Raw genomic sequence first — 16,587 nt, 5'->3', positions numbered from 1 at the left:
ACGTCGGGGGGACCCGCGGGGCCGGGCGGCCCCGATCGCGCCCGCCCGGCCCCGCGTTTCGATCGATCAGATCGTCGGTGACGCCCCCGATCCCGCCAACTGCCGGTCCGCCGCCGCCTGGATGGCGTCCTTGTCGCCGATCTCCACGTCCGGCACCGCGTCGGGCAGCGCGTCCTCCATCCGACTCAGCGGCCGGTACGCCAGCCCCAACAGGCCCCACACCCCCAGAGTCAGGCCAACCAGAACCAGCAACAGCCCCGTACCGCGCCCCGGTCCCGTGCCCAGGATCGGCCCCAGCGACCCGGCGAGCGCACCGTCGGGCCGCAGCAGCGGCTCGAACACCCGGTCCGCCAGCGGCCCGGCGGTCAGGAAGCCCAGCGGCATCATGGACATCGCCAGCATCTGATTGGTGGCCAGCACCCGGCCCTGCAACTCCATCCCGACCTTGGTCTGGATCAGCGCCATCCAGTGCGAGTTGAGGATCATCAGCGCCGCCCACAACACGAACAGTCCGACCGCGACGAAGACCGGCTCGGGCCGACTGCCCGCGAACACCGCGGCCACGCCGACCACCGAGGTGAAGCCGATCATCCCGGTGGCCCGCCGCGCCGTCCCGCCCCACAGGGCCATCACCAGCGCACCGAGCACCGCGCCGATCCCGCCGACCGCGGTGACCACGCCCAGCGTCACCGCCGAACCGTCGGCCAGCACCATCGGCGTCACCAGCACGGTCGCCACCGCGAAGAGGTAGTTGAACACCACGAAGAAGACCACCATCGCGACCAGTCCGCGCCGCCGCACGATGTAGCGCCAGCCCGTCACCACCTCGCGCAGCAGCGGTTCCTCGCGCTTTTCGAACAGCGCGTTCGGGAAGCGCACCCGCAGCAGTACGGTCACCCCGACCAGGAACGTCGCCATGTCGAACAACACCACGCCGTGCAGCCCGACCGCCGCGACCAGTACGCCGCCGGCCAGCGCGGCGAGCATGTCGCCCGATCCGGTGCCCAGTTGGGCCAGCCCGTTGGCCTGGCCGAGGTAGCGCTTGGGCACCAGTTGGGCGATCGCCGCGATGTAGGCGGGCCGTTGAAAGGCGTTGCAGACCGACCCGACGCAGGCGACCACGTATACGTGCCACAGGTCGAGATATCCGGTCCACAACAACACGCCTAGCGAGAGCATCGCGGCGGCGGCAACGGTATCGGTGACGATCATGATCCGCCGCCGGTCCATCCGGTCCGCCACCGCCCCGGCGATCGGCAGCAGCAACACCGCGGGCAACACCGCCGCCACCGAGATCATCGCGAAGTCGAAGGCGGATCCGGTCCGCAGGTAGACCCAGACGCCGAGCGCGAACGTGGACAGCGCGGTGCCGATCATCGACACGAATTGCCCGCCGGCCACCTTGGCGAACGTGGCCAGATTCGGCCGGGCCGCCGCCGGTCGTGCGGACGGGAGTTCGGCCGTCGGTGCCGGGCCGGCCGACCACCGGCCGAGCAACCGGGCCAACTCGCCCGCCTGGTGCTTGAGGAAGTAGTGCCCGGCCCTCGGGATCACCGCGAGTTCGACGCGCGGCCCGAAGTGCTCCCATTCCGCGTAGCGTTCCTCGTACAGCAGGGTCGCCCGGTCCTTGTCGCCGACCACGCACAGGATCGGCGCGGCCACCGGCACGGGCCGCTCGTCGCCGTAGGCGCGGGTGTAGAAGTCCTCGGCCTGGCGCACGTCGTGCCGCAACGCCCGGATCAGGAAGCGCTGTTCGGCCTCGTCGTAGACGTCGGTGAAGCCGCCCATCGCACGCAGGTAGTCGAGGTAGGCCCGGTCGGAGAGCAGCCGGTCGCCGGGCAGCCGCTCGGCCACCCACGCGGCGAGCCGGCCCGGGAGCCGCGCGGCGGGGAAGGTGCCGCCGAGCGCCAGGCCGCGCAGTTCGGCGCCGGCCGCCTCCAGGCGTGCGGCCAGTGCGGTGGCCAACGCGCCGCCCAGGCAGTGCCCGTAGAGCAGGATCGGCCCCTGGATCCGGGCGACGATCTGCGTGGTCAACCGGTCGGCCAGCGCGTCCAGTTGCTCGGGCTCGTCGTCGGGCCGGCCCGGATCGTGTCCGGGCAGTTCCACCGCGTACAGCCGGTGTCCGGCCGGCAGCGCGTCGGCGAGCGGTTGGAAGGTGATCGGACTGCCGCCGCCGTACGGAACGCAGACCAGGGACAACGTGGTCGGCCCCGCGTCCCGGGTGAGCCGGTGCAGCAGCGAACGATCACCCTCGTCGGGTTCGGGGCCGTCGGCGCGGCGGTCGATCAGCGCGGCGAGTTCGCCCACCACCGGGTGCTGGAACAGGTCGATGATGGACAGGCCCCGCCCGATGGCACGCACCGCGCGGACGGCGGAGAAGCTGTCCCCGCCCAGCGCGAAGAAGTCGTCGCCGGCGCCGATGGCAGCGGTGCCGAGTACCTCGGCGAAGGTGGCGGCCACGGCCTGTTCGGTGGCCGTGGCGGGCTCGACGCGGGTGTCCGGGGCGGGTGCGAGGTCGGGTTCGGGCAGGGCCGCGCGGTCCACCTTGCCGTTGGGGGTGAGGGGCAGGGCGGGCAGCACCACGACCGCCGAGGGGACCATGTAGTCGGGCAGACGGGTGCGCACGGCGGTGCGAATCGTGAGGCCGTCGGGGGCGGTTCGGTCCGCCGGCGTGGCGGCTTCGACGACCACGTAGCCCACGAGCTTGCGGGCCGCGCCCTCGCCGCGGGCCACCACGACCGCCTCGCGTACCCCGGGCAGCGCGCCGAGTTCGGCTTCCACCTCGCCGATCTCGACCCGGAAGCCGCGGATCTTGACCTGGTGGTCGGCCCGGCCCAGGAACTCGATCAGGCCGTCGGGGCGCCGCCGGACCAGGTCGCCGGTCCGGTACGCACGCCGTCCGTCGAGATCGACGAAACGCTCCGTGTTCGACGCGGCCGGTCCGAGATAGCCCCGGGCCACCCCCTCGCCGGTCACGTACAACTCGCCCGGCACGCCCACGGGAAGCGGTCGGCGCAGCGAATCGAGCACATGCGCGCCGACGTTGCCGAACGGCAGCCCCAGCGGCGCGCTCGCCGCGCCGGCGGGCACCTCCGTGACGGGTGCGCCGAGCATCGAGACGGTGGTCTCGGTCGGCCCGTAGTGGTTGTGCACGGTCAACTCCGGCCGGGCCGCCCGGATCCGGTCGAGCAGTTCGGCGCGGAGCGGTTCGCCCGCGCAGATCAGCAGCTCGCGCGGTAGCGCGTCGGCGAACCGGCCGCCGACCGCGGCCAGTCCCTCCAGATGACTGGGTACCAGCTTCATCGCATCGATGCGATGCGCCGTCAGATATGCGGCGAACGCGTCCGGATCGGTGGCCTGGTCCCGAGTGAGCAGGTGCAGGCAGCCGCCCGAGGTGAGCGCGCCGAACACGTTGGTCGTGCCGAGGTCGGCGGCGAAGGTGGACACCAGCGCCCAGTTCCACGGCCGGCCGTCGGCCGGCCGTATTCGCTCGCGCAGCCCGTACAGGTAGTTGAGGTAGTTGCGATGCTCGACCGCCACCGCCTTGGGGGTGCCGGTGGAGCCGGAGGTGAACAGCACGTAGCACAGGTCCGTGGCGGCGACCGGTGTCGGCGGGACGGCCGGGTCCGGGACCGGGTCGGCGGGGGCGACCGGGTCTGGGGCGACCACCGGCAGGGTGTCGCCGACGCGAGCGTGCAGGTCGGCGGTGGCGACCACGGCGACGGCGTCGGCGGCGGTGAGGAGCGTACGGATGCGGTCGTCGGGGTAGAGCGGGTCGAGGGGCAGATAGGCACCGCCGGCCTTGAGGATGCCGAGCATGCCGACGATCAGCGCGGACGAGCGCTCCGCGAACAGCCCGACGACACGGTTCGGACCGACCCCCAGGGCGGTCAGCCGCCGGGCCAACACTGCGCCGCGGGCGTCCAGTTCCGCGTATGTGAGCGTTTCGTCGGCGCCGCGGACCGCCGGTCGGTTCGGCGTGGCGCGGGCCTGGGCCTCGATCAGGCCGTGCAGGGTGCCGGCGGTGTCCCACGCGCGTGCGGTGTCGTTCCATCCGGCGAGCGCGCTCTCCTCGGCGGCGGTGAGCAAGGGGAGTTCGGCCACCGGCCGTTCCGGGTCGGCCGCCATCGCGTCCAGGACGGTGGCGAGGTGGCCGAAGGTGCGCCGGATGGTGGACTCGTCGTAGAGCGCGCTGCGCCAGACCAGGTCGGCGCGCAACTCGTCGGCGGGTCCGGTGTCCAGCACGGCGATCGACAGGTCGAACTTCGCGGCTCCGGTGTACGTGTCGCGCCACTCGACCTCGACGCCGGGCAGCGTGGGATGTACGGAGGTCTGGTTGTGCACGTTGAGCAGTACCTGGAACAGCGGCGTGTAGGCGAGTTCGCGTTCGAGGTCGAGCGCGTCGACGAGTCGGTCGAAGGGCAGTTCCTGGCGGGCGAACGCGGCGAGGGTACCCTCCCGGACCCGGTCGAGCAGTTCGCGCACGCTCGGTTCGCCCGACAGATCGGTGCGCATCGCGAGGGTGTTGACGAAGCAGCCGATCAACGTATCGGTGCTGCGGTGCGTACGTCCGGCCACCGGGCTGCCGACGGTCACATCGGTACCGCCGTTGTACCGGGCGAGCACCACCTGGAGGGCGGTCAACAGCACCATGTACGTGGTGGTGCCGGTGCGTTCGGCCAGGGCCCGGACGCGGCGCGAGCGGTCCGCGCCGAGGGCGACCTGGATGCGCTCGCCCGCGGTGTCGGCCACGGCCGGACGCGGGCGGTCGGTGGGGACGGTGATCGTGGCGGGTGCGCCGCGCAGCCGGTCCAGCCACCAGGCGCGCTGCCGGTCGAGTTCGGCGGCGAGGGTGGTCTCCTGGCGGTAGGCGACGTCGGCGTACTGGACCGGCAGGGGCGGCAATTCGGGTTCGCGGCCGGCGAGGCGGGCGGTGTACGCGGCGGTCAGCTCGCGGAACAGCACGCCCACCGACCAGGCGTCGGCCGCGATGTGGTGCAGCACCACGCTCAGTACGTAGCGGTCGTCGGAGCGTAACAGGACGGCCCGGATGGGCAGATCCTCGGCCAGGTCGAAGGGTTGCCGGGCCTCGGCGGCGAGCCGGTCCGGTACGTCCGGCTCCGGCAGGTCCACGACGGGCATCGCGAACCGGTCGACGTCCAGGACGGTGGGCAGCACGTGGCCGTCCACGCTGGGGTACACCGTGCGCAACACCTCGTGCCGGGCCACCACGTCGGTGAGCGCGGCGCCGAGCGCGGCCTCGTCTGGACGGCCGGTCAGGAGCAGCACGAGCGGCATGTTGTAGGCGGCCCCGTCGGGTTCGTACTGGGCCAGGAACCACATCCGGCGTTGCGCGGCGGACAGCGGCGTGGGTACGTCGGCGGGCCTGGGGGTCAACTCGGCCCGGGGTGTGGCGGATCGGGCCCTGGCCAGTCGGCGGCGCAGGTGTTCGCGGCGGGCGCGCTCCGGATCCCGGTCGGGATCGGGGCGCGTGGTCAGGATCTCCTCGGAGTCGGTCATCGCACGTCCCGCACGGTCGAGTCGGGGTATTCGGTCGGTCCGGTGTGCTCGACGACGTCCGGATATTCGTCGAACTCTCCGGGGTCCTCCGGTTCCGCCATCAGGATGTCCTCGATCCGGCGGGCCATCGCGGCCAGGCTCGGCGCCTCGAAGACGACACGCAGCGGGAAGGTGATCTCGAAGCGCTCCTCGACCATGGCCGCCATCCGCAGTGCCTGGAGCGAGTTGCCGCCCAGGCCCAGGAACCGGTCGTCGCGGCCGATCCGGACCGGGCCGAGCAGTTCGTGCCAGATCTCGGCCAGGATCTCCTCGCAGTCGCCCTCGGGGGGTGCGCCGCTGCCGCCGGGGCGCGGCTCCGGCAGGGCCTTCCGGTCGATCTTTCCGGCGGGGGTCAGCGGCAGCGCGTCGAGCGGGATCAGCACGCCGGGGATCAGGTGTCGGGGCAGCCGTTCGGCGAGCGCGGCGGTCAACTCGTCCGCGACGAAAGGGGTTTCCGAGACGACGTAGCCGACCAGGGTCGGCCCTGCGGGCGCGTCCCACACGCTCGCGACGGCTGCGGTCACCTCGGGCAGTGCGGTCAACCCCGCCTCCACCTCGCCCAGTTCGATCCGGAAGCCGCGCAGCTTGACCTGGTGGTCGGCCCGGCCGTGGAATTCGAGCGATCCGTCGCGGCGCCGGCAGGCGATGTCGCCGGTGCGGTACATCAGCGCGGCGGGCGGGCCGAACGGGTCGTGGACGAAACGTGCCGCGGTGGTCTCGGCATTGCCGAGATAGCCCAGCGCGACACCGGCGCCGGCGATGCACAACTCGCCGGGCGCGTTGACGGGTGCGGGGCGGCCGGCCGCGTCCAGCACGTACACCCGGGTGTTGTCGATCGGCGTGCCGATCGGGACCACGCGCAGCGCCGCGTGGGCGCGTTCGACGCGCAGCAGGGTGGACCAGACCGTGGTCTCGGTCGGTCCGTACATGTTCCACACCCGCGCGCAGCGGTCGAGCAGCGCGCCGGCCAGGTCGCCGGTCAGCGCCTCGCCGCCGGAGAGCGCGACCAGGCCGGGGCGGCCGGGCCAGTGCGCCTCCAGGAGCATGCGCCACGTGGCCGGGGTGGCCTGGCACACCGTCACCTCGCGGCGGTCGAGCCAGTCGGCCAGTCGGCGGCCGTCGGCGCTCGTCTCCCGGTCGGCGATCTCCACCCGGGCGCCGACCACGAGCGGCAACCACAGTTCCAGGGCGGCGATGTCGAAGGTGAGCGTGGTGACGGCGGCCATCGTGTCGGCGGCGGTCAGTCCGGGTTCGCGGGCCATCGAAAGCAGGAAGTTGACGATGGCGCGGTGCGGGACGACGACCGCCTTGGGGCGGCCGGTGGAGCCGGAGGTGTGGATGAGGTAGGCCGGGTCCTCGGCCTCGATGCCCGGGTCCGGGGTGGCGGCGGGGGCGAGGCGGACCTCGTCGCCGTCCACGAGGACCACGTCGTAGCCGGGGTCGGCCAACAGCGGCACCCCGGCCGCGTGCGCGCTCTCCCCGACGATCAGGGTGACCTTGGCGTCGTCGAGCAGGGCCCGGTTGCGGGCGATCGGCTGGTCGGTGTCGATCGGCAGGTAGGCGGCTCCGGTGCGCAGCACGGCCAGGAGCGCGGCGGGCAGCAGGTGGGTGCGGGGCATGGCGACCGCCACGCGGGTGCCGCGCTCGGCGCCGTAGTAGCGCAGGGTGCGGGCCAACCGGGCGGCGAGGGCGTCCAGTTCGTTGTAGGTGAGGGTGCCGCTCGCGGCGGAGACGGCGATCGCGTCCGGGGTGCGGGCGATCTGCGCGGCGATCAGCTCGGGCAGGGACACGTCGGGGCGCGCGGTCGGCGCGGGGTTGGCGGCGTCGACCACCCGCGTGTATTCGGCCGGATCGAGCATGATCGTTTCAGCGATCGGCCGGTCCGGTGCGGCCAGGCCCTCGGCGAGGATCGCCATCAGGTGGTCGACGATCGTCGCGATCGAGGCCGCGTCGTAGCGCCCGGTGCGGTATTCCACGGACAGCAGCGGCCCGCTCGCCGGGAACTCGACGAACATCGACAGGTCGGTCTTGGCTCCGCCGTTGCACATCTCTTCCAGGAACTCCAGGGTCAGACCCGGCAGTTCGACCGCAGCGCCCGGGTGGTTCTGCACCGCGAGCAGCAGTTGGGACACGGGTGTGGAGGTGTCCGCGCCGGCCACACCCGCGAAGCGCAGCTGTTCCAGGTAGGGCAGCGCGCTGTGGTCGAGCGCGTCGAGCACGATCGGGCGCAGCCGGTGCACCAGCTCGCGGAACGAGTCGGTGCCCTCGACCCAAAACCGCAGCGGCACCGTGTTCAGCAACGGGCCGACCACGTCCTCCAGCTCCGGCAGCGGGCGGACCGCGAACGGGGTGAGCACGGCCTGGTCGGTGCGGCCGGTGTAGCGGTTCACCAGGATGCCGAGGGCGGCGAGCATGGCCATGTACAGGCTGGCCCCCTCGCCGGCCGCCCACTCCTCGGCGGCGCGCACGAGGCCGGCGTCGAGGCGGCGGGCGAACCGGGCCCCGCTCGGGTCGAACGGGTCGGCGTGGGTGCGGTCGCCGGGGATGTACTGCTCCGGGCCCAGGTCGGCCAACCGGGCGGCCCAGCGGCGGGCCTCGTCCTCGTGCGCGTCGGCGTACCGGCGCTCCCACGCGGCCACGTCGCGGTACTGGAGCGCGGGTTCGCCGAGCGGCAGGCCCTGATAGGCCCGGGCCAGATCGTTCAGGAGCAGCCCGATCGACCAGCCGTCCATCGCGATGTGGTGGATCACCAGCAGCAGTTCGTACCGATCCGGGCCGGTGCGCACGGCGACCGCGCGCACCAGCCGGCCCTCGGCCCGGTCCAGCGGCCGGCGCGCGTACGGGCGCAGCGCCGCCTCCACCTGTGCGGGGTCCGCGTCCGGCAGGTCGAGCAGCGGCACCTCGACCGGGTAGGGCGGTCGAATCTCGGCCACCGGCGCGCCGGCCCGGAACAGCAGCGCGGTGCGCAACACCTCGTGCCGTGCCACCAGTTCGCCCAGGGCCCGACTCAGTTCGACCGGATCCAGCGCGCCGGTGGCCCGGATCCGCAGCGGCACGTTGTACAACGCGCTTCCGGGGGCGACCAGTTCGTGCGTGGCGAACTCGCGCTGGACGGTGCCCACCAGAACGGGGGTGCGCGGGTCGCGGTACGGCGGTTCGACCAACGGGCCGGTCGAGCCCGGTTCGGCCCGCTCGACGCGTTCGGCCACGGCGGCGGGGGTGGGCAGGGCGAAGAAGGTGTCGAGCGGGATGCGGATCCCGAACTCCCGCTCGACGCGGGCCAGCAGCCCGACGGCCAGGAGCGAGTTGCCGCCGGCGTCGAGGAACGGGTCGTGCACGCCGATGCGGGGCACGCCGAGCACGTCGTGGAAGATCGCCACGACGCGGGTCTCGGTGGGCGTGCGGGGGCCGACGAACTCCGCGGCCACGAAGCGGGATCGGGTGGCCTCCGGCAGCGCCTTGCGGTCGATCTTGCCGTTGAGGGTGAGCGGCAGCTCCGGGAGCAGGGAAACGGCGTCGGGGAGCATGTAGGCGGGAAGCCGGGTGAGGCAGTGGGCGCGCAGGTCGGCGGGACCGGCCGGCCATCCGTCGGTCGTCCCGGCGGCGGGCTGCACGAACGCCGCCAGGAACGGTCCGGCCGCGTCCTCGCGCAGCACCACGGCGGCGGCCTGGACTCCGGGGTGTCCGGTCAACACCGCCTCGATCTCGCCGAGTTCGATCCGGAAGCCGCGCAGCTTGACCTGCTGGTCGGCCCGGCCGTGGTACTCCAGCGCGCCGTCGGGTCTGCGTCGCACCAGGTCACCGGTGCGGTAGCGGCGTTCCCCCGCCACCGTGACGAAGCGCTCGGCGGTCAGGTCGGGGCGGCCGTGATACCCCTGCGCGAGGCCGTCGCCCGCGAGGTACAGCTCGCCCAGCTCGCCGTCCGCGACGGGTTCGCCGTCCTCGCCGTGTACGTGGGCGGTGGTGCCGGGGATCGGTACGCCGATCAGCGGCTCGGCCCGGTCGGCGCGGTCCACCACGGCCCAGGTGGAGTACACGGTGTCCTCGGTCGGCCCGTACAGGTTGTACAGCACCTCGACCTGCGGGCACGCGTACACCTGGTCCGCGACCCGCCGCGACAGCGCCTCGCCGACCAGGTTGATCGTACGAACCCCGGCCGGCAGTCCGGGACCGCGCAGCAGCGCGGCGATCGCGCTGGGCACCGTGTTGATCAGGGTGACCTCGTCCCGCGCGGGCGCGTCGGCGAGCGCGAGCACGTTCTCGACGAGGATCAGCGTGCCGCCGACGGCGAGCGGGAAGAACAGTTCGTAGACGGAGATGTCGAAGCACACCGAGGTGGAGCACAACACCCCGCGGACCTGGTCGGGCCGATAGGTGTCGGCCGCCCAGCGCAGCATCGCCACGACCCCGCGGTGGGTCACCCGGACACCCTTGGGCCGGCCGGTGGAGCCGGAGGTGTAGAGCACGTAGGCGAGATCGTCCGGGCCGGTCAGCGCGCGAGCGGGTGTCGGATCGGCGGGCGGCGGTCCGTCGACGTGCACGAGCCTGGTCGCGGCCGAGGCCAGGAGGTGTTCGTGGGCGTGGTCGGTGACCACGACGGGGGCCTGCGAGTCGCCGATCACCCACTCCAGCCGGTCGCGCGGGTACTCGGGGTCGAGCGGTACGTACGCGGCTCCGGCGCGGAGGATCGCGAGCAGGGTGGCGACCAGGTGGGGTGTGCGGGGCAGGCAGACCCCGACCAGGGTGCCCCTGGTCACCCCGGCCGCCGCGAGGCGCGCCCCGACCAGATCGGCCTGATCGCCCAACTCGCGGTAGGAGAGCCGGTGTTCGCCGGCGATCACCGCGATCGAGGTGGGCATGTGCACGATCCGGGCGTCCACCGGAGCGGCCAGGGGTGCGGCCGGATCCAGCTCGGGGAATGCGGTTGAACTCATCGACTCTCCTGAAGGGTCCTCATGCCGATTCGTGGTCGGCGACGCAGGCGATGTGCTCCCGGGGAGATCGTGGAGGAAGGATTTGACTGTGCCTAGCATCTTCCCCCCACTACTTCGGGTTGGCCGAAAGCAGCCGTCGCACCGTCACGCCCGGAGGGCAGCGAACCGGGTCGAATCGGACCGTGCCGGCCGGCTTCGACGGGAGCAGGTGTATCGCGCGAGGCTTGCGAAACGCTTGGCACACACCGGAGTTGGGGCGAGCCGAGGTTGGTGGCGAAGGGGATGGGCCAGGGAAGGCGACCGGGGCCCGGGGTTGCGCGGGGGCGGCTTCTGCGGGCTTGGGGTGTATGTGACGTGATAGGCGGTTCGCCCGGCTGTCGGCCGCCGGACACCCGGCGGACCCGATCGTTGGTCCGGGCTTCAGGCGCGTGTGGTCGGCGGTTCGTCGGCGCTCCCTACCGTTTCGGGCATGCCTGCACAGACACCCGCGTCACCGTTCCGGCTGCCTCGGCGGCACCGCTCCCGGCTCCGGGCCGGCGCCCTGGGCACCGCCCTGGGTCTGGCCGCGACCGCCGCGCTCGCCGGCGTCTCGGTCGCCGCCTCGACCGACTCGGCCCAGGCCGCGCCCGCCGTCGGCGACGTGGTGGTCTCGGAGGACTTCGCCGGCTCCACGCTGCCCGCCGGTTGGCACGCGGTCGAGGGCGACTGGAAGGTCGAGAACGGCCGCCTGGTCGGTACGTCCGCCAACTCCGGTCAGCAGAGCCGGATCACCTTCGGCCGACACCTGGACGACTTCCGCTTCGAGGCGGTCGCCCGCTTCGAGAGCGCCGTCGACGCGGCGCGCTGGACCGCGTTCGGCCTCGACATCCCGGCCACCGGGAACACGCCGTGGTCGATCGCCACCATGCGTACCGGCACCACCGCCGCCAACGGCCTCGAATTCGCCCAGCGCACCACCGCCAACGCCTGGAACGTCACCGACACCGGCTCCACGCCGACCGCCGCCGGCACCGGCCGCGACGTACGGATCGCGGTCGAGGTGCACGGCACCCGGGCTCGACTGGTCGTGGACGAGCGCGAGGCGCTGCGCACCACCCGGGTCCAGCGCTCCGCCGACGGCGGCCAGGCGCTCCTGGTCAACGGCGCGCGGGTCTCCTTCGACGACGTCAAGGTCACCACGCTCGCCCCGGAGGCCAACGCCTATCTGCGGGCGCCGGGTGCGCCGATGTCGGTCGTCGCGCACCGGGGCGCGTCCTCCGCCGCGCCGGAGAACACGCTGATCTCGGACGAGACCGCCCGCCGGGCCGGCGCCGACTGGATCGAGAACGACGTACAGCCGAGCCTGGACGGCATTCCGCACATCCTGCACGACGACACGGTGAACCGCACCACCAACGGCACGGGCCGCATCCGCGACCTGACGGCCGCTCAACTCGCGGCCCTGGACGCCGGTTCGTGGTTCTCGCCGCTGCACACCGGGGCCCGGGTGCCGACGCTGCGCGCCCAGTTGGACGACCTGCGCACGCGCGGCGGCAACCTGCTCCTGGAGATCAAGGGCAAGCACACCAGGGACGAAGTGGCCCGCATCATCCGGGACATCAGGGACACCGGGATGAGCGGCCGGGTGTTCGTCCAGAGCTTCGAGGTCGACGCGCTGGAATTCACCCACGAATTGGCGCCCGACCTGCCGCTGGGCCTGCTCCGCAGCGCCTTGGACGCGGACCCGGTCGCCTTGGCCAAGCGCCTCGAGCTCAAGGCCTACAACCCCTCGGCGGGCGGCCTGGCCGCCCGCCCCGGCGTGGTCGCCGACCTGCATCGGGCCGGCGTCGCGGTGATGGTCTGGACGGTCGACGACGCCGCCGGGTGGAAGACCCTGGAGGCGGGCGGCGTGGACGCGGTGATCACGAACCGGCCGGCCGAACTCGCGGGCTGGAACGCGGCGTGGCGCCAGAATGGCACACCGCCGACGCCGGCCGCCCCGACGGTGCGCATCCTCGCCCCGGCCGCCGGAGCCCGCGTCGAGCGCGCGGCCTCCCCGGTGCCGGCGCTCGACACCACCGGCGCCGAGTCGGTGCGACTGACCCTGGACGGCAAGGAGTTCGCGGCGGGCACCCCGATCGACACCACCGCCCTCCCCCTCGGCACACACACCCTGCGCGCCGAAGCCAAGGGCCCCGGCGGCACCACGACCGCGGAATCCACCTTCACGATCACCGCCACGCGTACCGGCCTGGCCCACCTGATCCTGACCTCCGGCGCCGACCGCGTCGCGGTGGCCACCCTGACCACCATGCTCGCCCACGACCAGTACCCCCAGCTGGCCAACTGGGCGGAGAACCAGTCCGGCCGCACCATCGCGGCCCCCAAGGCCCGACAGATAGCCGGCGACGCCCGCGCCCTGGGCTGACCGAGCCCGAACGCCACGACCACAACACGGCTCCGGTGGACGCGACCCCGCGTCCACCGGAGCCGTGTCATGCGCGCACCCCGAGGAACGGTTCCCCGTTCGAAGGGCCTTGAGCCCCTCGGGCGATTCATACGATCATCCGGTTGGTTGTGTTTTGCCTCGGGCAGGGTTCCGCTTCGTCCCCACCCTGTCCGAGAGGATGCCGAACCATGCCCGCGAAGGTCCGGCCCCGGCGTTGGTCCACGCCACTCGTCCGTTGCGGCACCGCACTTCTCGCGCTCGCGGTGCCGCTCGGTGTACGCGTCGCCGACCCGTCCCGGGAGAGCCGCCGCGTCGCGCCGGTCGCGTCCGACGGCACCCTGCTGCTCGACGAGACCGTCACCGGCGCCACCGCCCAGGCCGGGTTCATCGCCGCCGGCGACGCCTGCCTGACCGGCGCCCCGCAAGCCGGCGGCCCGCTCGGGCCCGGCCCCCGGCCGCTCGGCGGCTGCCCGGGCGGCGCCATCGGTCCGGTCCCGCCGAACGGCGCCGCCCCGCTGGGCTACCTGCGGCTCACCGACGCCGGCAACGACCGCTCCGCCGCCGTGCTGTACGACTCCCCGCTCCCCGCGAACGGTGGACTCGAACTCACCTTCGAGCAGTGGCAATACGGCGGGACCACCTCGCCGTCGCCCGCCGACGGCATCGCCATGTTCCTGGTCGACGGCGCGGCGTCCCTGACCCGGCCCGGCGCGTTCGGCGGCAGCCTCGGCTACGCGCAGAAGTTGCCCGACGCCAACCCCGCCAACCCGTACCTGCCCGGGGTCGACGGCGGCTACCTCGGCGTCGGCCTCGACGTCCTCGGCAACTACTTCGGCGACTGGGAACACCGCGGCGACGGCTGCGCGGCTCGCTCGCCCGCGGGCACCGCGTTTCACGTCCCGGCACCCGGCGCGAACATGGTCACCGTCCGCGGCCCCGGCCGGGGCACCCAGGGCTACTGTTGGCTCGGCGCCACGACGGACAACACCACGACCACCGGCCCGTGGAACTCGACGCTGCCCGGCACCCTCCAGGGCCCGACCACGGCAGCGGCCCCACCGCACCGCTCGTACTGGGCGCGGTCGTCCTCCTGCCGGCCGGCGCCGTCCTGATCCGGCTGACCCACAAGCGGCGTAGCCGCCGAAACTGACCGGACGTCGATTCATCGCGACAACGGGCCCGACCCGGCACATGCCGGGTCGGGCCCGCCTCATCCTGCCCGGCGCCGCCGCCGAGCCGGGCGTGCCTGTGGGCGCGGGGGCCCGCGTCGGACCGTAGACTTCGGGGATGGGCGAGCGGTTTGTGGTCAGTGCGCTTGTGTTGCTGGTTCCCGATGTGGAGCAGGTCGTCGAGCCCTGGCGGGAGCGGTACGACCCGCGCGTCGCCGAGGGCATTCCGGCGCATGTGACCGTGTTGTACCCGTGGTTGCCGCCCACGGAGATCGGCGCCGAGGACCTGGAGGCGCTGGGCACGATCGCCGCCGCGCAGCCGGCGATGGAGCTGGTGTTCGAGCGCATCGGGCAGTTCCATCGCGGATTGTGGCTGGCCCCCGATCCGGCCGAGCCGGTGTTGCGCCTGATCGAGGCGGTGACCGACCGCTGGCCGGACTACCTCCCCTACGGCGGCGCCTACCTCGACGATCCGGACGACGTCGGACCACACCTGACCGTCGCCCTCGGCCAGGACACCGAGCAACTGCGGGCCCTGGCCGAGGAGGTCACCACCCGCCTGCCCCTCACCGCCCGGGTCGCCGGACTCGACCTGGTGGTCGGCGACGAGGACGGCAACTGGTCCCTGCGCGAGTCCTTCCCCTTCGCCCCCCGGACCACCCCGCCTCGGGACTAGGGGCCCATCCGGCGGGAGTTGCCGGACCGGCCCCTCGTCCCGAGGGGTTCAGGGTTTGAGCATGAAGGTGAAGTCGGCGGAGAGTTTGCCGGTCAGTCGGACCGCGGAGACGACCTTTCCGTCGGCGATCAGTCGCTCGACCTCGGCTCGGGGAAGGCCGCGACCTTCGGCGATCAGACGTACCGGCCGCACGGGGATCCGTGCCGCGAACCGGACCTCGACCTCGATCACCTCGCGGTCGGGGTGAGCCGTTCCGCCGGTGTCCAGGCGCCAGGCGTCGGTCCAGTCGAGGGCGATGCGATTGCGGCGCCGGACGAGCGGATCCTGGAGCAGTTCGGCCGCCAGGCCGAGGTCGTTGGCATGCAGCCGATCGAGCAACTCGGGTCGCACGGAGCGCACGTGCGTTCGCTCCAGGACCGTCAGCCTGGCCGTTTCCCCGCAGGCGGTACAGAGCGCGAGGAGCCAGGCGTCGATGAGCTTGTGGTTTGCGTTGACGCGGAATTTGCCGTTCGCCCGCAAGTGCTCGGCCGCGCAGCCGTGGCAGCGGCGGAGCACGAGGGGCAGGCGGGTGGGCATGACCACCCAGGTTTCGAGCACAGGTGTACACCGGTTCCAGTGAGAAGACCGCAGCAAGAAGCAGCGCGGCGCAGATGCGCGACGCGCGACCAACAGCGCTCGGGGAATCTCACACGGTGTACAACGGCACTTCCTTGCCTGGAGGACAGGTCGGCAGCACGGTAACGGCGCAGCGCGCCGCCGATCCACCGATTTTCCGACGGGGTCCCGACAACGGTTCAGCCGGCAGCCTGGGCCCTGCGTTGGCGCTTGGACAGCGGGGCCTGGGACAGGTCTTCGGCTTGGGCCCGGAGGTTCTTGTGGCCGTAGCCGCGGTCGGTCAGCCACCGGTCCGCCGCCGCCAGCGCGCGCTCCGTCGCCGGGACGATGTCCTCCTCCGCCTCGCCCGAGTCGACGAAGCGGAAGGTGAAGAACGGGCGCGCCGCCAGGTCGTACGTCAGATGCCCCTCGGGCGTGAAGGCCGCCCGCAGCACGTCGTGCTCGGCGGCTCGGGCGAGCAGTTCCGCCCGCTGCTCCTCGTCCAGTGCGTCGAAGGCGCCTCGGACGGTGATTCGGAAGGTGCGTACGCTCATGGGCAAAACCCTAGGCGGCGCCTCAACCGAATTTCGGCGGGAGGCCCGCGCCCGGGCTCAGCGTTCCTTCGTCCACGACCCCAGGACCATCAGCGTCTTGGTGCCGGTGACGTTTCCGTTGCGACGGAGGTGGTCGATCACCTGTTGCAGGTGGGTGATGTCGCGGACCCGGACATGGATCAGCGCGTCCGGATCGCCGGCGATCGTGTACACCGCCTGTACTTCGGGGGTGTCCGTGGCGGTGCGCACGATCTCGCTCACCGGCATGCTGCCCGGGTAGCGCAGTTCGGTGAACGCCTCGACGCCCCAGCCCAGCTTGGCGTGGTCGATCTGCACGGTGAAGCCGGTGATCACGCCCTCCTCGCGCAGCCGGTCCACCCGGCGCTTGACCGCCGCGACCGACAGGCCGATCTGCCCGGCCATCTCGGAGAAGGTGCGCCGCCCGTCCTCCCGCAACATCCGCAGGATGTTGTGGTCGATGCTGTCGATCTCGGCCATGCCCGACGCTCCCGTCCTCGGCGCTGCCCACGCAAAGCATCGAACCCGAGTCCGATCGGCAGGCAAGAATCTTGCGGCCTGTACCCGATCCGCCGCAAGGTGCTTGCGCCGGCAACCGAACGGCCCACATCGCCGCCGATCCCCCCGGGATGCTCCCGGATCCCGTCGCGCGGCC

General features: G+C 72.7%; 8 protein-coding genes. 3 read left to right on the top strand and 5 right to left on the bottom strand.

The genetic code is table 11. The annotated features are described in order from the left end of the window. Window positions 1-66 precede the first annotated feature (66 nt). The gene (locus ACH4XV_RS25185; RefSeq protein WP_395793456.1) at window positions 67-5,520 is read right to left on the bottom strand and encodes an amino acid adenylation domain-containing protein; all 5,454 of its coding nucleotides are present in this window, start codon (window positions 5,518-5,520) and stop codon (window positions 67-69) included. Further along, entirely contained in the window at window positions 5,517-10,493 is a 4,977-nt protein-coding gene (locus tag ACH4XV_RS25180; protein WP_395793454.1) for an amino acid adenylation domain-containing protein, read from the bottom strand. The genes ACH4XV_RS25185 and ACH4XV_RS25180 overlap by 4 nt, the downstream gene beginning before the upstream one ends. 469 nt (window positions 10,494-10,962) lie before the next feature. Here ACH4XV_RS25180 and ACH4XV_RS25175 point away from each other — a divergent pair, with 469 nt between their 5' ends. From ACH4XV_RS25175 to ACH4XV_RS25165, 3 genes are all read left to right on the top strand, one after another. After that, window positions 10,963-12,900, top strand: a complete 1,938-nt coding sequence (locus ACH4XV_RS25175) for a glycerophosphodiester phosphodiesterase (RefSeq protein WP_395793452.1) — start codon at window positions 10,963-10,965, stop codon at window positions 12,898-12,900. Window positions 12,901-13,109: 209 nt separating this feature from the next. Beyond that, complete coding sequence (locus ACH4XV_RS25170) at window positions 13,110-14,033, top strand: hypothetical protein (RefSeq protein ID WP_395793450.1); 924 nt, start codon at window positions 13,110-13,112, stop codon at window positions 14,031-14,033. Window positions 14,034-14,208: 175 nt separating this feature from the next. Next, entirely contained in the window at window positions 14,209-14,766 is a 558-nt protein-coding gene (locus ACH4XV_RS25165) for a 2'-5' RNA ligase family protein (RefSeq protein ID WP_395793448.1), read from the top strand. A gap of 48 nt (window positions 14,767-14,814) precedes the next feature. Here the strand turns inward: ACH4XV_RS25165 and ACH4XV_RS25160 are convergent, their stop codons facing one another. The 3 genes from ACH4XV_RS25160 to ACH4XV_RS25150 form a co-directional block, all read right to left on the bottom strand. Next, window positions 14,815-15,363 carry a DUF1062 domain-containing protein gene (locus tag ACH4XV_RS25160; protein ID WP_395793446.1) on the bottom strand — a complete coding sequence of 183 codons (549 nt, stop codon included), beginning with the start codon at window positions 15,361-15,363 and terminating at the stop codon, window positions 14,815-14,817. Window positions 15,364-15,560: 197 nt separating this feature from the next. Next, window positions 15,561-15,914 carry a DUF6204 family protein gene (locus ACH4XV_RS25155; RefSeq protein ID WP_395793444.1) on the bottom strand — a complete coding sequence of 118 codons (354 nt, stop codon included), beginning with the start codon at window positions 15,912-15,914 and terminating at the stop codon, window positions 15,561-15,563. A gap of 57 nt (window positions 15,915-15,971) precedes the next feature. Next, window positions 15,972-16,412: an Lrp/AsnC family transcriptional regulator gene (locus tag ACH4XV_RS25150; protein WP_126636947.1), complete on the bottom strand. Its 441-nt coding sequence runs from the start codon at window positions 16,410-16,412 to the stop codon at window positions 15,972-15,974. Window positions 16,413-16,587: the final 175 nt, after the last annotated feature.

Source organism: Embleya sp. NPDC020630 (genome assembly GCF_044334985.1).
GTDB lineage: Bacteria > Actinomycetota > Actinomycetes > Streptomycetales > Streptomycetaceae > Embleya.
The sequence above is the reverse complement of the archived record's forward strand: the minus strand, read 5'-3'. Positions and strand labels throughout refer to the sequence as shown.